Below are 17343 nucleotides of genomic sequence, written 5' to 3' on the forward strand. Positions count from 1 at the left end.
TTGCGCGATTTCCCTAAGAAGCGGTTAACGGCGGTTTCTTTTCCTTCCCCCCGCCGCGCTCTGGCCCTAGAAGGGCGCAAACGACGGAGGAAGTGATGATCGGACGCCTGAACCATGTCGCCATCGCCGTGCCCGACCTCAAGGCCGCGGCCGCGCAATATGAAAACAGCCTCGGCGCCAAGGTGGGAGCGCCGCAGGACGAGCCCGACCACGGCGTCACCGTCGTCTTCATCGAGCTGCCGAACACCAAGATCGAGCTGCTCTATCCCCTGGGCGAGGACAGCCCGATCAAGAGCTTTCTGGAAAAGAACCCCTCGGGCGGCATCCATCACATGTGCTTCGAGGTCGAGGATATCCTGGCCGCCCGCGACAAGCTGAAGGCCGAGGGCGCGCGGGTGCTGGGCAATGGCGAGCCCAAGATCGGCGCGCATGGCAAGCCGGTGCTGTTCCTGCATCCCAAGGACTTCAACGGCTGCCTGATCGAACTGGAGCAGGTCTGATGAGCCTGACCGGGGGCATCGTCCTTTACGCCGTGCTGTGGTTTCTGGTGCTGTTCGTGCTGCTGCCGATCGGCCAGCAAAGCCAGGCCGATGTGGGGCAGGTGACGCCCGGCACCCCCGCCGGCGCCCCGCACGAGCCCAAGCTGAAAAAGAAGGCGCTGTGGGCGACGCTGATCGCCGGGCTGATCTGGGGCGTGATCGCCTATGTCGTCATCGCCGGCGTCATCACCCGCGCCGATCTCGAGGCCTGGACGAGCTGAGATGGTAGAGGTGGGTAAAGCCCGCCGCCGCCAGCACCGGGACGACCACGTTCAGCACCGGCACCGTCAGCAAGAGCGCGATCAACACCCCCAGCGCCGTGGCTTGCGCGGTCAGGCTGCGGCGCAGCGCGGTCGCCTGCGGCTCGTGCAGGTGGCGCCGCGCCGCCATCTGGAAGAACTCGCGGCCCAGAAGCCAGCCGTTGCCGCCATAGAACAGCAGCGAGGCCAACGGGCCGAGGAAAGGCGTCAGCACCAGCGTCACCAGCGTGACCAGGATCACCGCGCCCATGACGGCGAGCGATTCCCAGAGCCCGCTCCAGAAATCGACCGGCAGGCCCTGGGCGGCGGGATAATGCGTCCGCTCGACCGCCTCCGAGACGCGCTCGGCGAACAGCCCCGAAAAGCCGGCCGCGACCGGTGCCATCAGGAAGATGCTCATCAGCGGGAACAGCAGCAGCGAGCTCCAGGACAGCGTGGGGGCCAGCGGGACGGTGCCGATCCAGGGCAGGGTCAGCGTCTCGGGCGCAAAGGCGCGGATCGCCCAGAAGGCGCCGGCTTGCAGCGCCACGAACAGCGCCAGCGTCAGGGCCACGCCAAGCGCGACCACGCCGAAGATGCGCGGCCGCAGCAGGTCGCCCCAGGCGAGGACCAGTGCCCGCAGCACCATCAGAGGAAGGTCGTCTTGGCCGCGACATCCGGGCGCGGACGTTCGGGCGGGGTAGCGCCGCGCCGGCCGATATGGATCAGGCCGACAATGCGCTCGTCCTCGCCGATGCCCAGATGCGTGCGGGCGAAATCCGGCTGCGCCGCCGGGCCGGTCAGCCAGGCGGCGCCATAGCCCGCCGCCAGCGCCGCGTTCAGCAGTTCCAGGCAGACCGCGCCGGCCGACAGGAACTGTTCCCATTCCGGGATCTTGGGGCTTTCGACCGGGGCCGAGACCACCGCCACGATCACCGGCGAGGCGAAGGCCGATCGGGCCTTTTCCACCGCCGCCTCGTCGCCGCCCGAGGCCGCGACATGCTCGGCCAGCACCGGGGCCAGCCGGTCCAGCGTCGCGCGCTCCAGCACCAGGAAGCGCCAGGGCTCCAGCTTGCCATGGTCGGGCACGCGGGCGGCCATCTCCAGCAACTCCGCCAGCGCCTCGCGCGAGGGGGCGGGGCCGGTCAGCAGCTTCGGCGGGTGCGAGCGGCGGCGGCGCAGGAAGGCCAGGGTGGCGGGGTCGGCATGTTCCATTCGGTCCTCGTCGGGTTCGCGCATGTCCTGGCCTCCAGATAGCCGGGCCGGTCCGCCGGCACCAGCCGGCATTGCCTTTTTCACCGCGCCGGGCTTGAAAGGGGGCATGACCGATCTGAGCCATCTTGCCCGGCCCGGCGCCCAAATCGCCGTGCGCGTCACGCCACGCGCCTCGCGCAATGCGGTGATCCCGGACGGAGAGCTGATTCGCGTCACCGTCACCACAGTGCCCGAGGACGGCAAGGCCAATGCCGCCGTGGCCAAGCTGCTGGCCAAGGCGCTGGGGGTGGCCAAGTCGCGGCTGGTGCTGGTTCGCGGCGCGACCTCGCGCGACAAGCTGTTTCGCATCGACTAGCCGCGTTGCAGCCGGTAATTGCCCTCGGGCAGGTTCAGCGCGGCGCGCAGTTCTTCCAGCTGTTCGATGGTCAGGACGATCTGCGCCAGCTCGCCGGTATCGGGGTCGAATTGCTCGACCACCACCCGGTCCTCGAAGCTGTGGATGACGACATCCTCGTTCAGCGGCCGCGAGCCGAGCTCGGTCTCGGGCAGTTCGTCGATCAGGGTGATGACGGTCGCGTCGAAATCATGCTCGATGGTGAACATGGCTGTCCTTCCGTGCTTTTTGCAACAATCGCGTGATATTGCGGCTTGGGCAAGCCCGGGGCTTGGCGCGGCAGGAAAGGCGCGGCTAGAGTGGCGCAAACCAAGGTGTGCGGGGGCGGCAGATGGTCAGGACGTGGCAAGCGGTGGCGGCGGTCGTGCTGGTGCTGGCGGGTTGCGTCGCCGCGCCCCTGCCGCCGGGGATGCCCCAGCCCGGCGGCCCGGATGTCACCATCACCCCGGCCCCGGATACGCCGGCGAATGCCTCGGCATCGGCCCGCACCTTCATCTCGGTGGTCAGCCGCATGGAGCCGGCGATCGAGCGCGAGTGCCTGCAACGCCGCACCCAGCCGATCAATTGCGACTTCCAGTTCGTGGTGGATGACCGCGCGGGGCTGGAGCCGAACGCCTTCCAGACCGTCGATCCCAGCGGCCGGCCGATCATCGGCTTCACCCTGTCGCTGATCGGCGAGGCGCGGAACGCAGACGAGCTGGCCTTCGTCGTCGGGCACGAGGCCAGCCATCACATCCTGGGCCATATCAGCCGCAAGACCGGCGCCGCGACCGTGGGCGCGGTGATCCTGGGCGGGCTGGCCAGCGCCTATGGCGGCGATCCCGAATCGATTCGCACGGCGCAGGATTTCGGCGCCCAGTTCGGCGCCCGCTATTATTCCAAGGATTGGGAACTCGAGGCGGATTACCTGGGCGCGATCATCGCGCTGAACGCCGGTTTCGACCCCGAGCACGGTGCGCTGTTTTTTGCCCGCATCCCCGATCCGGGTGATAAAATTCTGGGCACGCACCCGTCGCGGAACGCCCGCATGGGGCAGGTGGCGCGTGCGGTGGCCGATTACCGGGCGGGCAGGGTGCGATAGCCCGGCCGCTGTTGCATTGCTGCATCGCGCGATTATCCCGGAAAAGCCCGATGATTTGTCAGGGGAAAACCGCGATTGCGGCCCGCAAGCGTGCAGCCAATTCGGCACAAAAGCACAATTTGTCTGCAAACCGTGCGTCAAACTGAACGGTTCCGCCAAAAATTGCTTTCATAGGCGAGAAATTGCCGATAGTTTCCCGCATGGGTTGGGTTACGCCGCGTATTTGCCGGGCGGGTTTGCTTTAGGAGCTTTCATGATCGGGGTCATTTTGTGGAGCAGTCCGGCCAAGGAGAAGGCCGTGATCTGGTGCGAGGATCATGGCGCCTTGGCCTATCTACAGGGCAAGGAAAACCTCGTCACCGCAACCGAATGGCCCGAGGCGGGCGATCTGGTCGAGCTTGAATACGAGGTGCAGGCCGGCCTGCGTCATGCCCGCTTCGTCAGCCTCGTCGCCGGCAACAGGCGGTCGGAACTGCCCGGCCTGCTGCGGGATATGGGTGAGAAATCCAAACAGCCCCGTCCCCTGCTGCGGGTGATCTCGAATCCGGACATCGAGGCGCAGGAGCGGCCGCTGAAACTGGCGGCCGCCCGCTGATTCGCTCAGGCGCCGCGCGCCAGCGCGGCGACGCCGGTGCGGGCCTGGTCGGACAGTCCCAGGGGGCGCATCAGCTCGGCAAAGGCGTCCAGTTTCTCGGGCGTGCCGGTGATCTCGAAGACAAAGCTTTCCAGGGTCGAATCGACCACGCTGGCGCGGAAGATCTCGGCGATCCGCAGCGCCTCGACCCGCTTGTCGCCCCGGCTCGTGACCTTGAACAGGCCCAGCTCGCGTTCGACGCAGGGACCCTCGACGGTCAGGTCGTGGACATCATGCACCGGCACGATGCGGCCAAGCTGGGCCTTGATCTGCTCGATCACCGCCGGCGTGCCGCGGGTCACGATGGTGATGCGCGAGCGGTGGCCCAGATGGTCTACCTCGGCCACGGTCAGGCTGTCGATATTGTAGCCGCGCCCGGAAAACAGCCCGATGACCCGCGCCAGCACCCCCGGCTCGTTCTCGACCAGCACTGCGAGCGTGTGGCTTTCGATGGTCTGGGCGTTCGGATCGCGCAGGTCATAGGCCGAATGGCTGGATGCGCCCTTCTGGATGTTCAATGCCGCCATGTTCTTCTCCTAAATCAGACCAGGGCCGCGCCGGCGCCGGTAATGGCGCCTTCGGTCGAGGCCTCGCCCAGCAGCATCTCGTTATGCGGCTTGCCCGAGGGGATCATCGGGAAGCAATTCTCGTGCTTCTCGACCAGCACGTCCAGGATGAACGGCCCGTCATGGTCGATCATCTCCTGGATTGCCGCGTCCAGGTCGGCCGGGTCAGAGACCGTGCGCCCGCCGCAGCCGAAGGCCTCGGCCAGCTTGACGAAATCCGGCAGGCTTTCCGACCAGCTCTGGCTGTAGCGTTCGCCATGCAGCAATTGCTGCCATTGCCGGACCATGCCCAGGCGCTCGTTGTTCATGATGAACTGCTTGACGGGGGCGCGGAACTGCACGGCGGTGGCCATTTCCTGCATGTTCATCAGCCAGCTCGCCTCGCCGGCGACGTTGATGACCAGCGCCTCGGGATGGGCGACCTGCACCCCGATCGAGGCGGGCAGGCCATAGCCCATGGTCCCCAGCCCGCCCGAGGTCATCCAGTGGTTCGGATCCTCGAAATGCAGGAATTGCGCCGCCCACATCTGGTGCTGGCCGACCTCGGTGGTGAAATAGGGGCTGCGCCCGGCGGTCAGCGCCTGCAACCGCTGCAAGGCGTATTGCGGTTTGATGACCTTGTCCGAGTTGCGATAGGCAAGGCAATTGCGCGCCTTCCACTGCTCGATCTGCGCCCACCATGCCTGCAACCCCCCGGCATTGGTCTTGCGGCCGCGGGATTTCCAGACCTTCAGCATGTCCTCCAGCACATGGCCGACATCGCCGACGATGGGCAGGTCGACATGGATCACCTTGTTGATCGAGCTGGGGTCGATGTCGATCTGCGCCTTGACCGAGCCGGGGCTGAAATCCGCCACGCGACCGGTGATGCGGTCGTCGAAGCGCGCGCCCACCGCAATCATCAGGTCGCAATCGTGCATGGCCATGTTGGCCTCATAGAGCCCATGCATGCCCAGCATGCCGATCCAGCCCTTGCCCGAGGCGGGATAGGCGCCCAGCCCCATCAGCGTCGAGGTGACCGGGAAGCCCGTCGCATCCGCCAGCTCGCGCAGCAGCTGGCTGGCGCCGGGGCCCGAGTTGATGACGCCGCCGCCGGTGTAGAGGATCGGCCGCTCGGCCGTCTCCATCAGCTCGACCAGCCGGGTGATGGTGGTCAGATCGCCCTTTTTCACCGGCTGGTAGCTGGGGGTCTCGATCTGCTTCGGGCCGACATATTCGCCGGTGGCGAATTGCACGTCCTTCGGAATGTCGATCAGCACCGGCCCCGGGCGGCCCGAGGTAGCGATGTGGAAGGCCTTGTGGATCGTCGCCGCCAGCTCGTCCGTCTCCTTCACCAGCCAGTTGTGCTTGGTGCAGGGGCGGGTGATGCCGATGGTATCGGCCTCCTGGAAACCGTCGGTGCCGATCAGGAAGGTCGGAACCTGCCCGGTCAGCACGACGATGGGGATCGAATCCATCAGCGCATCGGTCAGCCCGGTGACCGCATTGGTCGCGCCCGGCCCCGAGGTAACCAGGACGACCCCCGGCTTGCCGGTCGAGCGGGCATAGCCCTCGGCCATGTGGACGGCGCCCTGTTCATGGCGGACCAGGATGTGCCGGATGTCGTTCTGCTGGAAAATCTCGTCATAAATGGGAAGTACCGCCCCGCCCGGATAGCCGAATACCGTATCGACGCCCTGATCGCGCAGAGCTTCGATAACCATCCTTGCACCCGTCATCTGTCGGGACATGCCCATTCTCCATCTCTGAACAAAAACACGGCGGGGATGCCGCCCCGCAGCGTCGCGGAAAACTATGAGGGCGGCGCGGCGCGGTCAATGGCGATTGTCCAAGAAAATGACCCGTTGCCGCAAATTCTTGAAATATTCTTACCGAGACGCCGGCTTTTCGGTAATCATTTCCGGTGCGAGGGCAGGCTGATGCGCGCCACCTGTTCGACGATCGGATCTATGGACAGCGGGTGGATGTCGGAGGTGTGCTGCGCCGGGTCGCCGATCGGCTGCCAGACGCCGCCCTTGTAGATCTCCAGCGCCGAGAATTTCGCCTTGTAATCCATCTTGCGGCTGCCGGGCACCCAATAGCCCAGATAGACGAAGGGCAGGCCGGCGCTGCGTGCCAGGTCGATATGGTCCAGGATGATATGCGTGCCCAGGCTGGCGCTGTCCAGCGCCGGGTCGTAGAAGCTGTAGACGAGGCTCAGCCCGTCATCCAGCACATCGGTCAGGCAGACGGCGACCAGCCGGTCGCTGCCCGGCGGGGGCGGAATCTCGCTGCTGTCGCCCTGATGCGTGCGATATTCGATGACCCGGGTGCGGACCGGCGTCTCCTCGATCATCGCGGCGAATTCGAAGATGTCCATGTCGGCCATGCCGCCATCGGCATGGCGTTCGTCCAGATAGGCGCGGAACAGTTCATACTGCTCCTCGGTCGCCCAGGCGCTGGTGGCGAGCCGACGCAGATGCGCATTCCTGCGCGCCACCCGGCGCTGCGTGCGCGAGGGCTTGAACTCGGACACCCGGATGCGGGCCGACATGCAGGCGACGCAGCTTTCGCAACTGGGTCGGTAGAGCACGTTCTGCGAGCGGCGAAAGCCCTGCCGCGACAGGGCGTTGTTCAGCTCGTTGGCCGAATCGCCGGCCAGCGCGGTGAACAGCTTGCGCTCGGCCCGGCCATGCAGATAGGGGCAGGGCTGCGGCGCCGTCACATAGAATTGCGGTGCATGAGGCAGGCTGTGCCGCATCAGCCGCGCCCCCGGCTCTCGGGGTGCGGCATGCTTGCGGGCGCATGCGGTCGGGTCACTCTCATGTCGGCGCGTGTCGGCTGCGGCTTGTCTGCTGTCAATGGCTCTCGGGCTGAGCCTAGCAACAGTTGCCCTCGCCGCCAAGCGGGGAAACCGCAAGGACCGGCTGTCCCGGCCCATCTGCACGGCATTGACGCGGCGTCGGCTGCGGCTAGGCTGCGGCCATGGATTTCGCCGCCCGCATCACCCGCCTGCCCATTCCCGCCGATCCTGGCCGCGGCCTCTCTGCGCTGCAAGCGACCGGGATCGCCGATCCCCGCCTGGGCGACCTGATCCGGGGCGCTGCCGGGTGCAGCCCCTATCTGGCCGGGCTGATCGAGCGGGAAGCCGACTGGCTGCCCGAGGCGCTGGCGCAGGAGGATGTCGTCGCCCGCGAAACCGCCGGGTTCGAGACGCTTTCCGCCGACGCCCTCGGCCCGGCGCTGCGCCGGGCCAAGCGGCGGGTGGCGCTGTGGGCGGCGCTGGCCGATCTGGGCGGCGTCTGGCGGCTGGAACAGGTGACCGGCGCGCTGACCGACCTGGCCGACCGCGCCACCGACCTGGCGCTGCGCGCCCATGTCGCGGCCGAGCAGGCACGCGGCAAGCTGCCCCCGACCGGGGCCGATGCCGCCGGCATCGTGGCGCTCGCCATGGGCAAGATGGGCGCGGGAGAGCTGAACTATTCCTCGGATATCGACCTGATCGTGCTTTACGACGACAGCGCCTATGCACCGGACGACCAGTATGATGCCCGCGCCGCCCTGATCCGCGCCACCCGCAAGGCGGCGGCGACGATCTCGGACAATACCGACCAGGGCTATGTCTTTCGCACCGATCTGCGGTTGCGGCCCGACGCCGCGGTGACGCCGGTCTGCATCTCGATCTCGGCGGCGCTGGCCTATTACGAGGCCGAGGGCCGCACCTGGGAGCGCAGCGCCTATATCAAGGCGCGGCCCTGCGGCGGCGATCTGGCGGCGGGGGGGCGTTTCCTGCGCGAGCTGCGTCCCTTCGTCTGGCGGCGGCATCTGGATTTCGCCGCCATCCAGGATGCGCATGACATGCGGCTGCGCATTCGCGACCACAAGGGGCTGCATGGCCGCATCGAGGTGCCCGGCCATAACATGAAGCTGGGCCAGGGCGGCATCCGCGAGATCGAGTTCTTCACCCAGACCCGCCAGCTGATCGCCGGTGGCCGCGACACCGACCTGCGCGCACGCGGCACGGTCGAGGGGCTGGCGCGGCTGGCCGAAAAGGGCTGGGTGCCGGCCGAGGTCGCCGAGGAACTGACCGCGCATTACCGCGAGCATCGCGAGATCGAACACCGCATCCAGATGGTGAACGACGCCCAGACCCATTCGCTGCCCGCCTCGGCCGAAGGTCTGGACACCATCGCCCGGATGATGGGCGAAGCCGACACCGCCGCCTGGTCGGCGCGTCTTGCCGCGCGGCTGAGCCGGGTCGAGGCGCTGACCGGGGATTTCTTCGCCCCCGGCGAGCGCCGCGCCCGCCCGAAGCTCTCGGCCGAGGCCGAGGCGATGGTGGAGCGCTGGCGCAGCTATCCCGCGCTGCGCTCGGCCCGTGGGCGCGAGGTCTTTGCCCGGATCGAGCCCGATCTGCTGACCCGCCTGACAGCCGCCGCCCATGCCGAGGAGGCGCTGGCCCGGTTCGACGCCTTCCTGGCCGGGCTGCCGGCCGGGGTGCAGCTGTTCTCGCTGTTCGAGGCTAATCCGCAGCTCATTGAGCTGATCGCCGATATCTGCGGCACGGCGCCCGGACTTGCCGCCTATCTGGCGCGCCATCCCGAGGTGCTGGATGCGGTGCTGGCCGGCAGCTTCTTCGCGCAATGGCCGGGTGCGGCCGAGCTGCGCCGCCAGCTCGACCAGGTGCTGGAGGCGGCGCTGAACGCGCCCAATGGCGGCTATGAACAGGCGCTGGATGCGGCGCGGCGCTGGGCGCATGAGGGGCAGTTCCGCATCGGCGTCCATCACCTGCGCAGCCTGATCGGCGCCGAGGAGGCGGGCGGGCAATATGCCGATATTGCCGATAGCGCCGTGGCGGCGCTGTTCCCGATCGTGGCGGCGGAATTCGCCCGCCGGCACGGGTCGGCGCCGGGCCGGGGGGCGGTGGTGCTGGGCATGGGCTCGCTGGGGGCGCGGCAGCTCAATGCCTCGTCGGACCTGGACCTGATCGTGATCTATGACGCCGCCGGACAAGAGGCGTCCGAGGGGCCGAAGCCGCTGGCGACGCGGGCCTATTACGCGCGGCTGACCCAGGCGGTCATCACGGCGCTGTCGGCGCCGACCTCGGCCGGGCGGCTTTACGAGGTCGACATGCGGCTGCGGCCTTCGGGCCGGCAGGGCCCGGTGGCGACCTCGGTGCAGAGCTTTCGCGACTACCAGATGACCGAGGCCTGGACCTGGGAGCATCTGGCGCTGACCCGTGCCCGGGTGATCGGCACCTGCGGCAGCGAGGCCGCGGCCCTGGCCGATGAGGTCGAGGCGCTGCGGGTCGCGGTGCTGCAGACCCGCGGCTCCGATCCGCGTGTCCTGCCCGACCTGGCCGAGATGCGGGCGCGCATCTTCGCCGCCAAGGCTCCGGACGGCGCCTGGGAGGCCAAGATCGGCCGCGGCCGGTTGCAGGACATCGAATTGCTGGCGCAATGTTTCGCGCTGCGTGCCGGCTCGCCGGCGCGGGCTGTGCAGGCGCAGCTGCGCGCCGGCTTGCGGGCCGGGCTGATCGGTCGCGAGGAGGGGGAAAGGCTGGCCTCGGCCCGGCGGTTCCTGTGGAATCTGCAATGCGCCGGCCGGCTGCTGACCGAAAAGCCGCTCGACATGGACAATCTCGGCAGGGGTGGTCAGGCCTTTCTGCTGCGCGAGACCGGCACGGCTTCGCTGGAGGATCTGGCCGCCCGGCTGGCCGAAACGGTCGCGACGGCGGGCGCCATCATCGACGACGTGCTGGCGGGGGTCGCGGCGCAGGCGGAATAGCGACATTCCGCCGGTTCAGCCGATCCGGCCCAGCACCGGAACCAGCGAGGCCGGCCGGTCCTGACCTGCCGCGGGGGCGGATGCGACCATGGCCGGCCCGGCGATCATCGCCCCAGCAGGCCGATCGGGCGCTTCGCGCAGGGGAATCAGCCTGCCGGCGGTCTGGGCGGCGGGCTCGGATGTCTCGTCCAGGCTGGCCTCGAAGAGGCCGTGCTGGGTCTTGTCCCAGTAAAAGGGCTTTGCCACCACCTCATAGATCGCCTTCCACGCAGCCAGGCAGCCGAGCGGGAAATACAGGTGCAGCGTCGGCACCCAGGGCAGCAGGTGGCGATGCCGGGGCCCGCGCACCGCCCAGCAGCCGATGGCGATGTTCAGCAGTTCCGACGCGACGAACAGCGTGAACAGGATGGCGATGGCATTGCCGCCCAGCATTCCCGACAGCACGGGGCGCATCGGATGCGGCAGGCCGAGGCTGAGCAGCCAGAAGCTCCACAGCACCGGCGCCAGCAGATATTGCGAGACCGAGGCGAAAAGCTGCACCTGCAAGCCGATGAAGCGCCGCGCGCCCAGGTCGCGCCACAGCGCCGCCGGGTCGCGCATATGCACGCCCCAGGTCATGGCGAAGCCCTTGAGCCAGCGCGAGCGCTGCTTGATCCAGGGGATCAGGCGGCAATTCGCCTCCTCATGCGTGACGGTGTCGAGCATCTGCGTGCGATAGCCGCGCCGGGTCAGCCGCACCCCCAGATCGGCATCCTCGGTCACGTTCCAGGCGTCCCAGGCGCCGACCGCTTCCAGTGCCGCGCGGCGGAAGAACAGCGTCGTCCCGCCCAGCGGCGCCACCAGGTCCAGCGCCGCCGCCCCGGCCAGCGTGGCGCGGAACCATGAGGCGTATTCGATGGTGAAGGCGCGGGCCAGCCAGTTGGTGCGCGGGTTGTAATAGTCCAACACGCCTTGCAGGCAGGCCACATCGGGCGGGGCGAAATGGAAGCCGCGCGCGACCTTGTGCAGTTGGTCGGGCTCGGGCCGATCCTCGGCGTCCCAGACCCCGATGATCGAGCCGCGGCAGAAGTTCAGCGCATAGTTCAACGCCCGCGGCTTGGTGCGGACCGGCCCGTCGGGCACCTTCACCACCCGCATCCAGCGCGGCAGCCGGGCGCTCTCCAGCGCCGCGCAGGTGAGGCGGTCGGTCTCCTCGACCACGATCAGGACGTCCATCAGCTCGCGGGGGTAGTCCAGCCGTGACAGCCGGCCGATCAGCTTCTCGGCGATGTCGGCCTCGGCGAACAGCGGCACCATGACCGAGATCACCGGCAGCGGCGCCGTCATCTCGGGGGGCGGGATCCTGCCGCGGGCCATGGCTTCCGCCTGCATGCGGTCGCGGCGGTGCCGGCGCAGGATGGCGGCAAAGGAGAGCAGTTTCAGCATGGCCGAGGCGATCAGCGTCAGCACCGCCCAGGCGGTCAGCAGCGCGATCACCGCGACCGGCGCCAGCGCCAATCCCAGCGCCGCCGCCGCGATCACGCCCACGGCGATTCGGGCGAAGCGGCGTTCATTGCGGGTGCGGCAGCTCTCCTGCGCGGGCACGCGGGCTTCCGCCTGGCGGATCAGCGCGGTGCGGCGCAGCGCCAGGATCGCCTCGCGCGCGGCGTTTGCCGAGCAGAGCAGCATCCGCACCGCGCCGAAACCGGCAGGCAGGCGGCCCTTCAGCGCCTCGAAATGTTCGGGGCGGGCGGTGGCGATGAAGGTCACGCCGCCGACCCGCCGCCAGGGCACCACGCCCTCGGCCAGGCAAAGCTGCGCGCCCATGGCATCGACCAGACGCGGATCGGGCGGCAGCGCCTTGAGGTCCAGCACGCTGCTGCGCCATTGCCGGGACAGGGCGCGAATCAGCGCCTCTTCCTGCACCCAGCCGTTGGCCAGCAGGATCTCGCCCAGCCGGGCCGCCTGCCGCTGGCGCATGACCAGGGCCTTGAGCAGGTTGCGCGGATCGACCGCGCCGTCCTCGATCAGGATCTGGCCCAGCGGGCGCAGGTCGCGGGGTGCGATGACCGCTTCCCCGGCGGCAGGCGCCGCAGTCGGCCGCGATGCGCCCCCGAAGGGCCTGAGGAGAGCAGTGCGGGCCATGCGCGATTCCCGGTCTGGGTCATTCCGACCCAATCTCTGGCATGCAGAGAGTTAAGAACGGGTTAATCGCGCCGGCTTCGCCGGGATCAGCCGCGCCGGCCGCGCATCGCCTCGGCGAAACGCTCGAACAGATAGGCGCTGTCCTGCGGGCCGGGGCTGGCCTCGGGGTGATATTGCACCGAGAAGACCGGCTTGTCCGCCACCCGCAGCCCGCAGTTCGAGCCGTCGAACAGGCTGACATGGGTCTCGATCACGCCTTCGGGCAGGGTCTGGGCATCGACGGCGAAACCGTGGTTCATCGAGGTGATCTCGACCTTGCCGGTTTCCACGTCCTTGACCGGATGGTTGGCACCATGATGGCCGTGGTTCATCTTGATGGTGCTGGCACCCAGCGCCAGAGCAAGCATCTGATGGCCAAGGCAAATCCCGAAGATCGGCAGGTCCTTGCCCAGCAGTTCGCGGATCATCGGCACGGCATATTCGCCGGTCGCGGCCGGATCGCCCGGGCCGTTCGACAGGAACACGCCCTCGGGGTCGTGCGCCAGCACCTCCTCGGCGGTGGCGGTGGCAGGCAGGACCGTCACCTCGGCGCCGCTGTGCGCCAGCGAGCGCAGGATGTTGCGCTTGGCGCCGTAATCGACGGCGACGACGCGGAAGGGCTTCTTTTCCTCCGACCCGCCGAAGGTGCCGGGCCAGGACCACAGCCCCTCGTCCCAGCGATAGCTTTGCCGGCAGCTCACCTCCTTGGCGAGGTCGAGGCCGACGATGCCCTTCCAGTCGCGCGCCTTGGCGACCATGGCGGCGATGTCGAAGTTCCCCTCGGGGTCATGGGCCAGAACCACATGCGGCGAGCCCTGCTGGCGGATCGCGCGGGTCAGGCGGCGGGTATCGACGCCGCCCATGCCGATGCGGCCGCGCCGCGTCATCCACTCGACCAGATCGGCACTGGCCCGCCAGTTCGAGGGCTCGGTCGGGTCCCATTTCACCACGATGCCCGAGGCGACGGGCTCGGGTGCCTCGTCGTCCTGCTCGGTCACGCCGGTATTGCCGATATGGGGAAAGGTGAAGGTCACGATCTGGCTGGCATAGGAGGGATCGGTCATGATCTCCTGATAGCCGGTCATCGCGGTGTTGAAGACCAGCTCGGCCACCACTTCCCCGACCGCGCCGAAGCCCTGGCCGTGGAACACGGTGCCGTCGGCAAGCGCAAGACATGCGGTCGGTTTCTGGGGCATCGTCACTCTCCGGGTAAATCGGCGGGAACCTAGGTAAAGGGCGGGCGGGCGTCAAGGCGGGAACCGGCGCCGCGCGGAACTTTGGCGCCGGGCCGGGGTTGAGGCACGGCTTGACGGCGGGGGCGAAGCCGGGCACCACCCGGCGGAATTCATTCAGCGAGGATCACATGGGACTGCGCGAACGTATTCTGGCCGACACCAAGGAGGCGATGAAAGCCAAGGACTCGGCGCGGCTCTCGACGCTGCGGCTGATCTCGGCCGCGATCAAGGACCGCGAGATCGCTGCCCGCACTGAAGGCGGCGATGAGGCCGGGCTGGCCGAAGCCGACCTGACCGCCATTCTGTCCAAGATGGTCAAGCAGCGCCAGGAATCGGCGAAAGCCTATGAGGAGGGCGGCCGTCTGGAACTGGCCGAGCGCGAGCTGGACGAGATCAAGGTGATCCAGTCCTATCTGCCGCGCCAGCTGGACGAGGCGGAAACCCGCGCCGCCATCGACAAGGCCATCGCCGATCTGGGCGCCGAGTCGATCCGCGACATGGGCCGGGTCATGGCCGAGCTGCGCACGCGCCATGCCGGGCAGATGGATTTCGGCGCCGTCGGCCCCATGGTCAAGGACCGGCTGATGAAGTGACCCGATTCTCTGGGACCGGGGCTGCCGCAGTCCCGCGGCGCATAGCTTTCGCAGCCAAGGACTGATACATTTATTCTTCTGATGAGCAAAAGCTCGCGCACGGCGCGGGTTTCTGTTTACATCCGCCCCGACTCGCCGCCAATGACGCGAGTCGAGGGCGCCGGGAGGCGGCGCGGCCATCAGGAGGACGGGCGATGAAGGCACTGGTGCTGGAAGAAAAGGGCAGGCTGTCGCTGCGGGATTTCGACATCCCCGCCAGGCTCGGGCCCAAGGACGTGCGGATCAGGACGCATACGGTCGGGATCTGCGGCTCGGACGTGCATTACTATACCCATGGCAAGATCGGGCATTTCGTGGTCCGCGCGCCGATGGTGCTGGGGCACGAGGCCGCGGGCACGGTGATCGAGGCGGGAGCCGAGGTCACGAACCTGAAACCCGGCGACCGGGTCTGCATGGAACCGGGGATTCCCGATCCGACCTCGCGCGCCGCGAAGCTGGGGATCTACAATGTCGATCCCGCCGTGACCTTCTGGGCGACGCCGCCGGTGCATGGCTGCCTGACGCCCGAGGTCGTCCACCCCGCCGCCTTCACCTACAAGCTGCCCGACAACGTGAGCTTTGCGGAAGGGGCGATGGTCGAGCCCTTCGCCATCGGCATGCAGGCGGCGCTGCGGGCCCGCATCCAGCCGGGCGACGTGGCGGTGGTCACCGGCGCCGGTCCCATCGGCATGATGGTGGCGCTGGCGGCGCTGGCCGGGGGCTGCGCGCGGGTGATCGTGGCCGACCTGGCCCAGCCCAAGCTGGACATCATCGGCGCCTATGACGGCATCGAGACGGTGAACATCCGCAACCGGCCGCTGGCCGGGGCGGTGGCCGAGGCGACCGACAACTGGGGCGCCGACATCGTCTTCGAATGCTCGGGCGCCGCGCCGGCGATCCTGTCCATGCACCAGCTTGCGCGTCCGGGGGGCGCCATCGTGCTGGTCGGCATGCCGGTCGATCCGGTGCCGGTGGACATCGTCGGGTTGCAGGCCAAGGAACTGCGGGTCGAGACCGTCTTCCGCTATGCCAACGTCTATGACCGCGCCATCGCGCTGATCGCCTCGGGCAAGGTGGATCTCAAGCCGCTGATCTCGGCCAGCATCCCCTTCGAGGACAGCATCGCCGGCTTCGACCGTGCCGTCGAGGCGCGCGAGACCGACGTGAAATTGCAGATCGTCATGCCGGAGTAAGCGCCATGTATCTGGGACTGGACCTGGGCACCTCGGGCATCAAGGCGATGCTGGTGGACGAGACCTTCGCGACCGTCGGCGTCGCCCATGCGGCCCTGACCGTCAGCCGCCCGCATCCCGGCTGGTCCGAGCAGGCTCCGGCAGACTGGATCGCCGGGGCCGAGGCGGTGATCGGGGCGCTGCTGCGCGAGCACCCCGAGGCCATGGCGCGGCTTCAGGCCATCGGCCTGTCGGGGCATATGCATGGCGCCACGCTGCTGGACGGCGCGGACCGGGTGCTGCGGCCCTGCATCCTGTGGAACGACGGCCGATCGGGGCCGCAATGCGCCGAACTGACCGCGTGGGCCGATTTTCACGGCATCGCCGGCAATCTGGTGATGGCGGGGTTCACCGCGCCGAAACTGCTCTGGGTGGCGCAGAACGAGCCCGCGATCTTTGAGCGGACCGCCAAGGTGCTGCTGCCCAAGGATTACCTGCGGCTCTGGCTGACCGGCGAGCATGTCGCCGAGATGTCGGATGCCGCCGGGACGCTGTGGCTGGACGTGGGCAAGCGCGACTGGTCGGATACGCTGCTGGCCGCGACCGGGCTGACGCGCGCCCAGATGCCGCGGCTGGTCGAGGGCAGCGATGTCTCGGGCCATCTGCGCGCCGAATTGGCCGAGCGCTGGGGCATTCCGCGCGTGCCGGTGGCGGGCGGCGGCGGCGACAATGCCGCCACGGCCTGCGGCATGGGGGTGATGACGCCGGGCACGGGATTCCTGTCCTTGGGCACCTCGGGCGTGCTGTTCGCCGCCACCGAGGCTTACGCGCCGAATACCGCCGACGCGGTGCATACCTTCTGCCATGCCGTGCCGGACACCTGGCACCAGATGGGGGTGATCCTGTCGGCGACCGACAGCATGACCTGGCTGTCCGAGATCACCGGCAAGACGGTGCCGGAGCTTGCCGCGCTGGTCGGCGAGGTGACGGCGCCCTCGCCGGTGCTGTTCCTGCCTTACCTCTCGGGCGAGCGCACGCCGCTGAACGATCCCGACGCGACCGGTGCCTTCCTGGGCCTGCGCCGCGCCACCGGGCTGGCCGATCTGGCGCAGGCGGCAATGGAGGGCGTGGCCATGGCCTTTGCCGATTGCGTCCATGCGCTGCGCAAGGCCGGCACCCCGATCGAGGCCGCCTATGCGGTCGGCGGCGGTGCGCGCTCGCCCGCATGGCTACGGATCATGGCCTCGGTCACCGGCCTGACGCTGCTGGAGCCCGAGGACGGCGATTTCGGCGCGGCCTTCGGGGCGGCCAAGCTCGCGGCCGCCTGCGCGACGGGCGACACGTCCGAACGCGTCTTCGCCAAGCCCGCTGTTCGTGCCGAGGTTGTTCCCGATCCCCAACTGGCCGCGGCCTATGCGAAAAAGTATGAGGCCTATCATGCCGCTTATCCGCGCCTGCGGGATTTGACCGCGCCGGGCGCCTGATAGCGTCAACGGCTGGTTTTTCCGAAAAAAGCAGGCCCATTTCGCTGCGATGCGGCAAGATCTTTCTGCTATGCAGCAAGATCTTGCCGCGCCCCTTTCCCCGAGCCTCTTCAATTTCTGTGCGATTTCGGTCAAAAAAGTATCGGTATTTTTTTCGCCCTGATGTGGATCGCGGCGCGGCTTGAAGCCTATGATTCCTGAACGTCCGCGGCAGCCCGCCAGG

The 17343-nt window shown here is 68.2% G+C and carries 17 protein-coding genes; 9 read left to right on the forward strand and 8 right to left on the reverse strand.

Annotation, left to right across the window (positions count from 1 at the left end; translation table 11 throughout):
• Window positions 1-95: 95 nt before the first annotated feature.
• Window positions 96-500 (forward strand): methylmalonyl-CoA epimerase, encoded by a 405-nt coding sequence (gene mce / locus AQY21_RS04580; RefSeq protein WP_058096605.1) that lies wholly within the window; start codon window positions 96-98, stop codon window positions 498-500.
• On the forward strand, window positions 500-760 hold the full coding sequence (locus AQY21_RS04585) for a DUF1467 family protein (protein ID WP_058096606.1): 261 nt from the start codon (window positions 500-502) through the stop codon (window positions 758-760). The genes mce and AQY21_RS04585 overlap by 1 nt, the downstream gene beginning before the upstream one ends.
• On the opposite strand, the gene AQY21_RS04590 is transcribed toward AQY21_RS04585, so the two are convergent.
• Both AQY21_RS04590 and AQY21_RS04595 read right to left on the reverse strand, forming a co-directional pair.
• Window positions 726-1427 carry an EI24 domain-containing protein gene (locus AQY21_RS04590; RefSeq protein ID WP_058096607.1) on the reverse strand — a complete coding sequence of 234 codons (702 nt, stop codon included), beginning with the start codon at window positions 1425-1427 and terminating at the stop codon, window positions 726-728. The two genes, AQY21_RS04585 and AQY21_RS04590, sit on opposite strands and share 35 nt — an antisense overlap.
• Window positions 1427-1993, reverse strand: coding sequence for a nitroreductase (locus tag AQY21_RS04595; protein WP_058096640.1), 567 nt, complete (start codon window positions 1991-1993; stop codon window positions 1427-1429). The genes AQY21_RS04590 and AQY21_RS04595 overlap by 1 nt, the downstream gene beginning before the upstream one ends.
• Window positions 1994-2099: 106 nt before the next feature.
• Here AQY21_RS04595 and AQY21_RS04600 point away from each other — a divergent pair, with 106 nt between their 5' ends.
• On the forward strand, window positions 2100-2348 hold the full coding sequence (locus AQY21_RS04600) for a DUF167 domain-containing protein (RefSeq protein ID WP_058096608.1): 249 nt from the start codon (window positions 2100-2102) through the stop codon (window positions 2346-2348).
• On the opposite strand, the gene AQY21_RS04605 is transcribed toward AQY21_RS04600, so the two are convergent.
• Window positions 2345-2596: a hypothetical protein gene (locus AQY21_RS04605; protein WP_058096609.1), complete on the reverse strand. Its 252-nt coding sequence runs from the start codon at window positions 2594-2596 to the stop codon at window positions 2345-2347. The genes AQY21_RS04600 and AQY21_RS04605 overlap by 4 nt on opposite strands.
• A 122-nt stretch (window positions 2597-2718) precedes the next feature.
• Between AQY21_RS04605 and AQY21_RS04610 the strand changes: the two genes are divergently transcribed.
• Together AQY21_RS04610 and AQY21_RS04615 are read left to right on the forward strand one after the other, a co-directional pair.
• Entirely contained in the window at window positions 2719-3468 is a 750-nt protein-coding gene (locus AQY21_RS04610) for a M48 family metalloprotease (protein WP_058096641.1), read from the forward strand.
• 253 nt (window positions 3469-3721) lie between these two features.
• The gene (locus AQY21_RS04615; RefSeq protein WP_058096610.1) at window positions 3722-4063 is read left to right on the forward strand and encodes a hypothetical protein; all 342 of its coding nucleotides are present in this window, start codon (window positions 3722-3724) and stop codon (window positions 4061-4063) included.
• 5 nt (window positions 4064-4068) lie between these two features.
• On the opposite strand, the gene ilvN is transcribed toward AQY21_RS04615, so the two are convergent.
• The 3 genes from ilvN to AQY21_RS04630 form a co-directional block, all read right to left on the reverse strand.
• Window positions 4069-4629: an acetolactate synthase small subunit gene (ilvN, locus tag AQY21_RS04620; protein WP_058096611.1), complete on the reverse strand. Its 561-nt coding sequence runs from the start codon at window positions 4627-4629 to the stop codon at window positions 4069-4071.
• Between the two features lie 14 nt (window positions 4630-4643).
• A complete protein-coding gene (locus AQY21_RS04625; RefSeq protein ID WP_058096642.1) occupies window positions 4644-6398 on the reverse strand; it encodes an acetolactate synthase 3 large subunit in 1755 nt (584 codons plus the stop codon).
• 164 nt (window positions 6399-6562) lie between these two features.
• Window positions 6563-7408, reverse strand: a complete 846-nt coding sequence (locus tag AQY21_RS04630; RefSeq protein ID WP_058096612.1) for an arginyltransferase — start codon at window positions 7406-7408, stop codon at window positions 6563-6565.
• Window positions 7409-7632: 224 nt separating this feature from the next.
• On the opposite strand from AQY21_RS04630, the gene AQY21_RS04635 reads away from it, so the two are divergent.
• Window positions 7633-10434 (forward strand): hypothetical protein, encoded by a 2802-nt coding sequence (locus tag AQY21_RS04635; RefSeq protein WP_058096613.1) that lies wholly within the window; start codon window positions 7633-7635, stop codon window positions 10432-10434.
• A gap of 15 nt (window positions 10435-10449) precedes the next feature.
• Here AQY21_RS04635 and AQY21_RS04640 read toward each other — a convergent pair whose 3' ends face one another.
• Both AQY21_RS04640 and carA read right to left on the reverse strand, forming a co-directional pair.
• On the reverse strand, window positions 10450-12558 hold the full coding sequence (locus AQY21_RS04640) for a glycosyltransferase (RefSeq protein WP_058096614.1): 2109 nt from the start codon (window positions 12556-12558) through the stop codon (window positions 10450-10452).
• A gap of 86 nt (window positions 12559-12644) precedes the next feature.
• Window positions 12645-13793 carry a glutamine-hydrolyzing carbamoyl-phosphate synthase small subunit gene (carA, locus tag AQY21_RS04645; RefSeq protein ID WP_058096615.1) on the reverse strand — a complete coding sequence of 383 codons (1149 nt, stop codon included), beginning with the start codon at window positions 13791-13793 and terminating at the stop codon, window positions 12645-12647.
• 167 nt (window positions 13794-13960) lie between these two features.
• On the opposite strand from carA, the gene AQY21_RS04650 reads away from it, so the two are divergent.
• The 3 genes from AQY21_RS04650 to xylB all read left to right on the forward strand — a co-directional run bounded on the left by AQY21_RS04650 (window position 13961) and on the right by xylB (window position 17120).
• Window positions 13961-14425: a GatB/YqeY domain-containing protein gene (locus tag AQY21_RS04650; RefSeq protein WP_058096616.1), complete on the forward strand. Its 465-nt coding sequence runs from the start codon at window positions 13961-13963 to the stop codon at window positions 14423-14425.
• A gap of 194 nt (window positions 14426-14619) precedes the next feature.
• Window positions 14620-15657 (forward strand): NAD(P)-dependent alcohol dehydrogenase, encoded by a 1038-nt coding sequence (locus AQY21_RS04655; protein WP_058096617.1) that lies wholly within the window; start codon window positions 14620-14622, stop codon window positions 15655-15657.
• 5 nt (window positions 15658-15662) lie between these two features.
• Window positions 15663-17120: a xylulokinase gene (xylB, locus tag AQY21_RS04660; protein ID WP_058096618.1), complete on the forward strand. Its 1458-nt coding sequence runs from the start codon at window positions 15663-15665 to the stop codon at window positions 17118-17120.
• The last annotated feature ends 223 nt before the right edge of the window (window positions 17121-17343 follow it).

It is taken from the genome of Paracoccus sp. MKU1 (assembly GCF_001447385.1).
Lineage (GTDB): Bacteria > Pseudomonadota > Alphaproteobacteria > Rhodobacterales > Rhodobacteraceae > Paracoccus.

Coding starts and splice junctions, on each gene's coding strand:
- xylB (WP_058096618.1), top strand. CDS start 15,663: ATGTATCTGGGACTGGACCTGGGCACCTCGGGCATCAAGGCGATGCTG.
- AQY21_RS04605 (WP_058096609.1), bottom strand. CDS start 2,596: ATGTTCACCATCGAGCATGATTTCGACGCGACCGTCATCACCCTGATC.
- AQY21_RS04615 (WP_058096610.1), top strand. CDS start 3,722: ATGATCGGGGTCATTTTGTGGAGCAGTCCGGCCAAGGAGAAGGCCGTG.
- AQY21_RS04590 (WP_058096607.1), bottom strand. CDS start 1,427: ATGGTGCTGCGGGCACTGGTCCTCGCCTGGGGCGACCTGCTGCGGCCG.
- AQY21_RS04640 (WP_058096614.1), bottom strand. CDS start 12,558: ATGGCCCGCACTGCTCTCCTCAGGCCCTTCGGGGGCGCATCGCGGCCG.
- ilvN (WP_058096611.1), bottom strand. CDS start 4,629: ATGGCGGCATTGAACATCCAGAAGGGCGCATCCAGCCATTCGGCCTAT.
- AQY21_RS04635 (WP_058096613.1), top strand. CDS start 7,633: ATGGATTTCGCCGCCCGCATCACCCGCCTGCCCATTCCCGCCGATCCT.
- mce (WP_058096605.1), top strand. CDS start 96: ATGATCGGACGCCTGAACCATGTCGCCATCGCCGTGCCCGACCTCAAG.
- AQY21_RS04585 (WP_058096606.1), top strand. CDS start 500: ATGAGCCTGACCGGGGGCATCGTCCTTTACGCCGTGCTGTGGTTTCTG.
- AQY21_RS04600 (WP_058096608.1), top strand. CDS start 2,100: ATGACCGATCTGAGCCATCTTGCCCGGCCCGGCGCCCAAATCGCCGTG.
- AQY21_RS04595 (WP_058096640.1), bottom strand. CDS start 1,993: ATGGAACATGCCGACCCCGCCACCCTGGCCTTCCTGCGCCGCCGCCGC.
- carA (WP_058096615.1), bottom strand. CDS start 13,793: ATGCCCCAGAAACCGACCGCATGTCTTGCGCTTGCCGACGGCACCGTG.
- AQY21_RS04650 (WP_058096616.1), top strand. CDS start 13,961: ATGGGACTGCGCGAACGTATTCTGGCCGACACCAAGGAGGCGATGAAA.
- AQY21_RS04655 (WP_058096617.1), top strand. CDS start 14,620: ATGAAGGCACTGGTGCTGGAAGAAAAGGGCAGGCTGTCGCTGCGGGAT.
- AQY21_RS04625 (WP_058096642.1), bottom strand. CDS start 6,398: ATGTCCCGACAGATGACGGGTGCAAGGATGGTTATCGAAGCTCTGCGC.
- AQY21_RS04630 (WP_058096612.1), bottom strand. CDS start 7,408: ATGCGGCACAGCCTGCCTCATGCACCGCAATTCTATGTGACGGCGCCG.
- AQY21_RS04610 (WP_058096641.1), top strand. CDS start 2,719: ATGGTCAGGACGTGGCAAGCGGTGGCGGCGGTCGTGCTGGTGCTGGCG.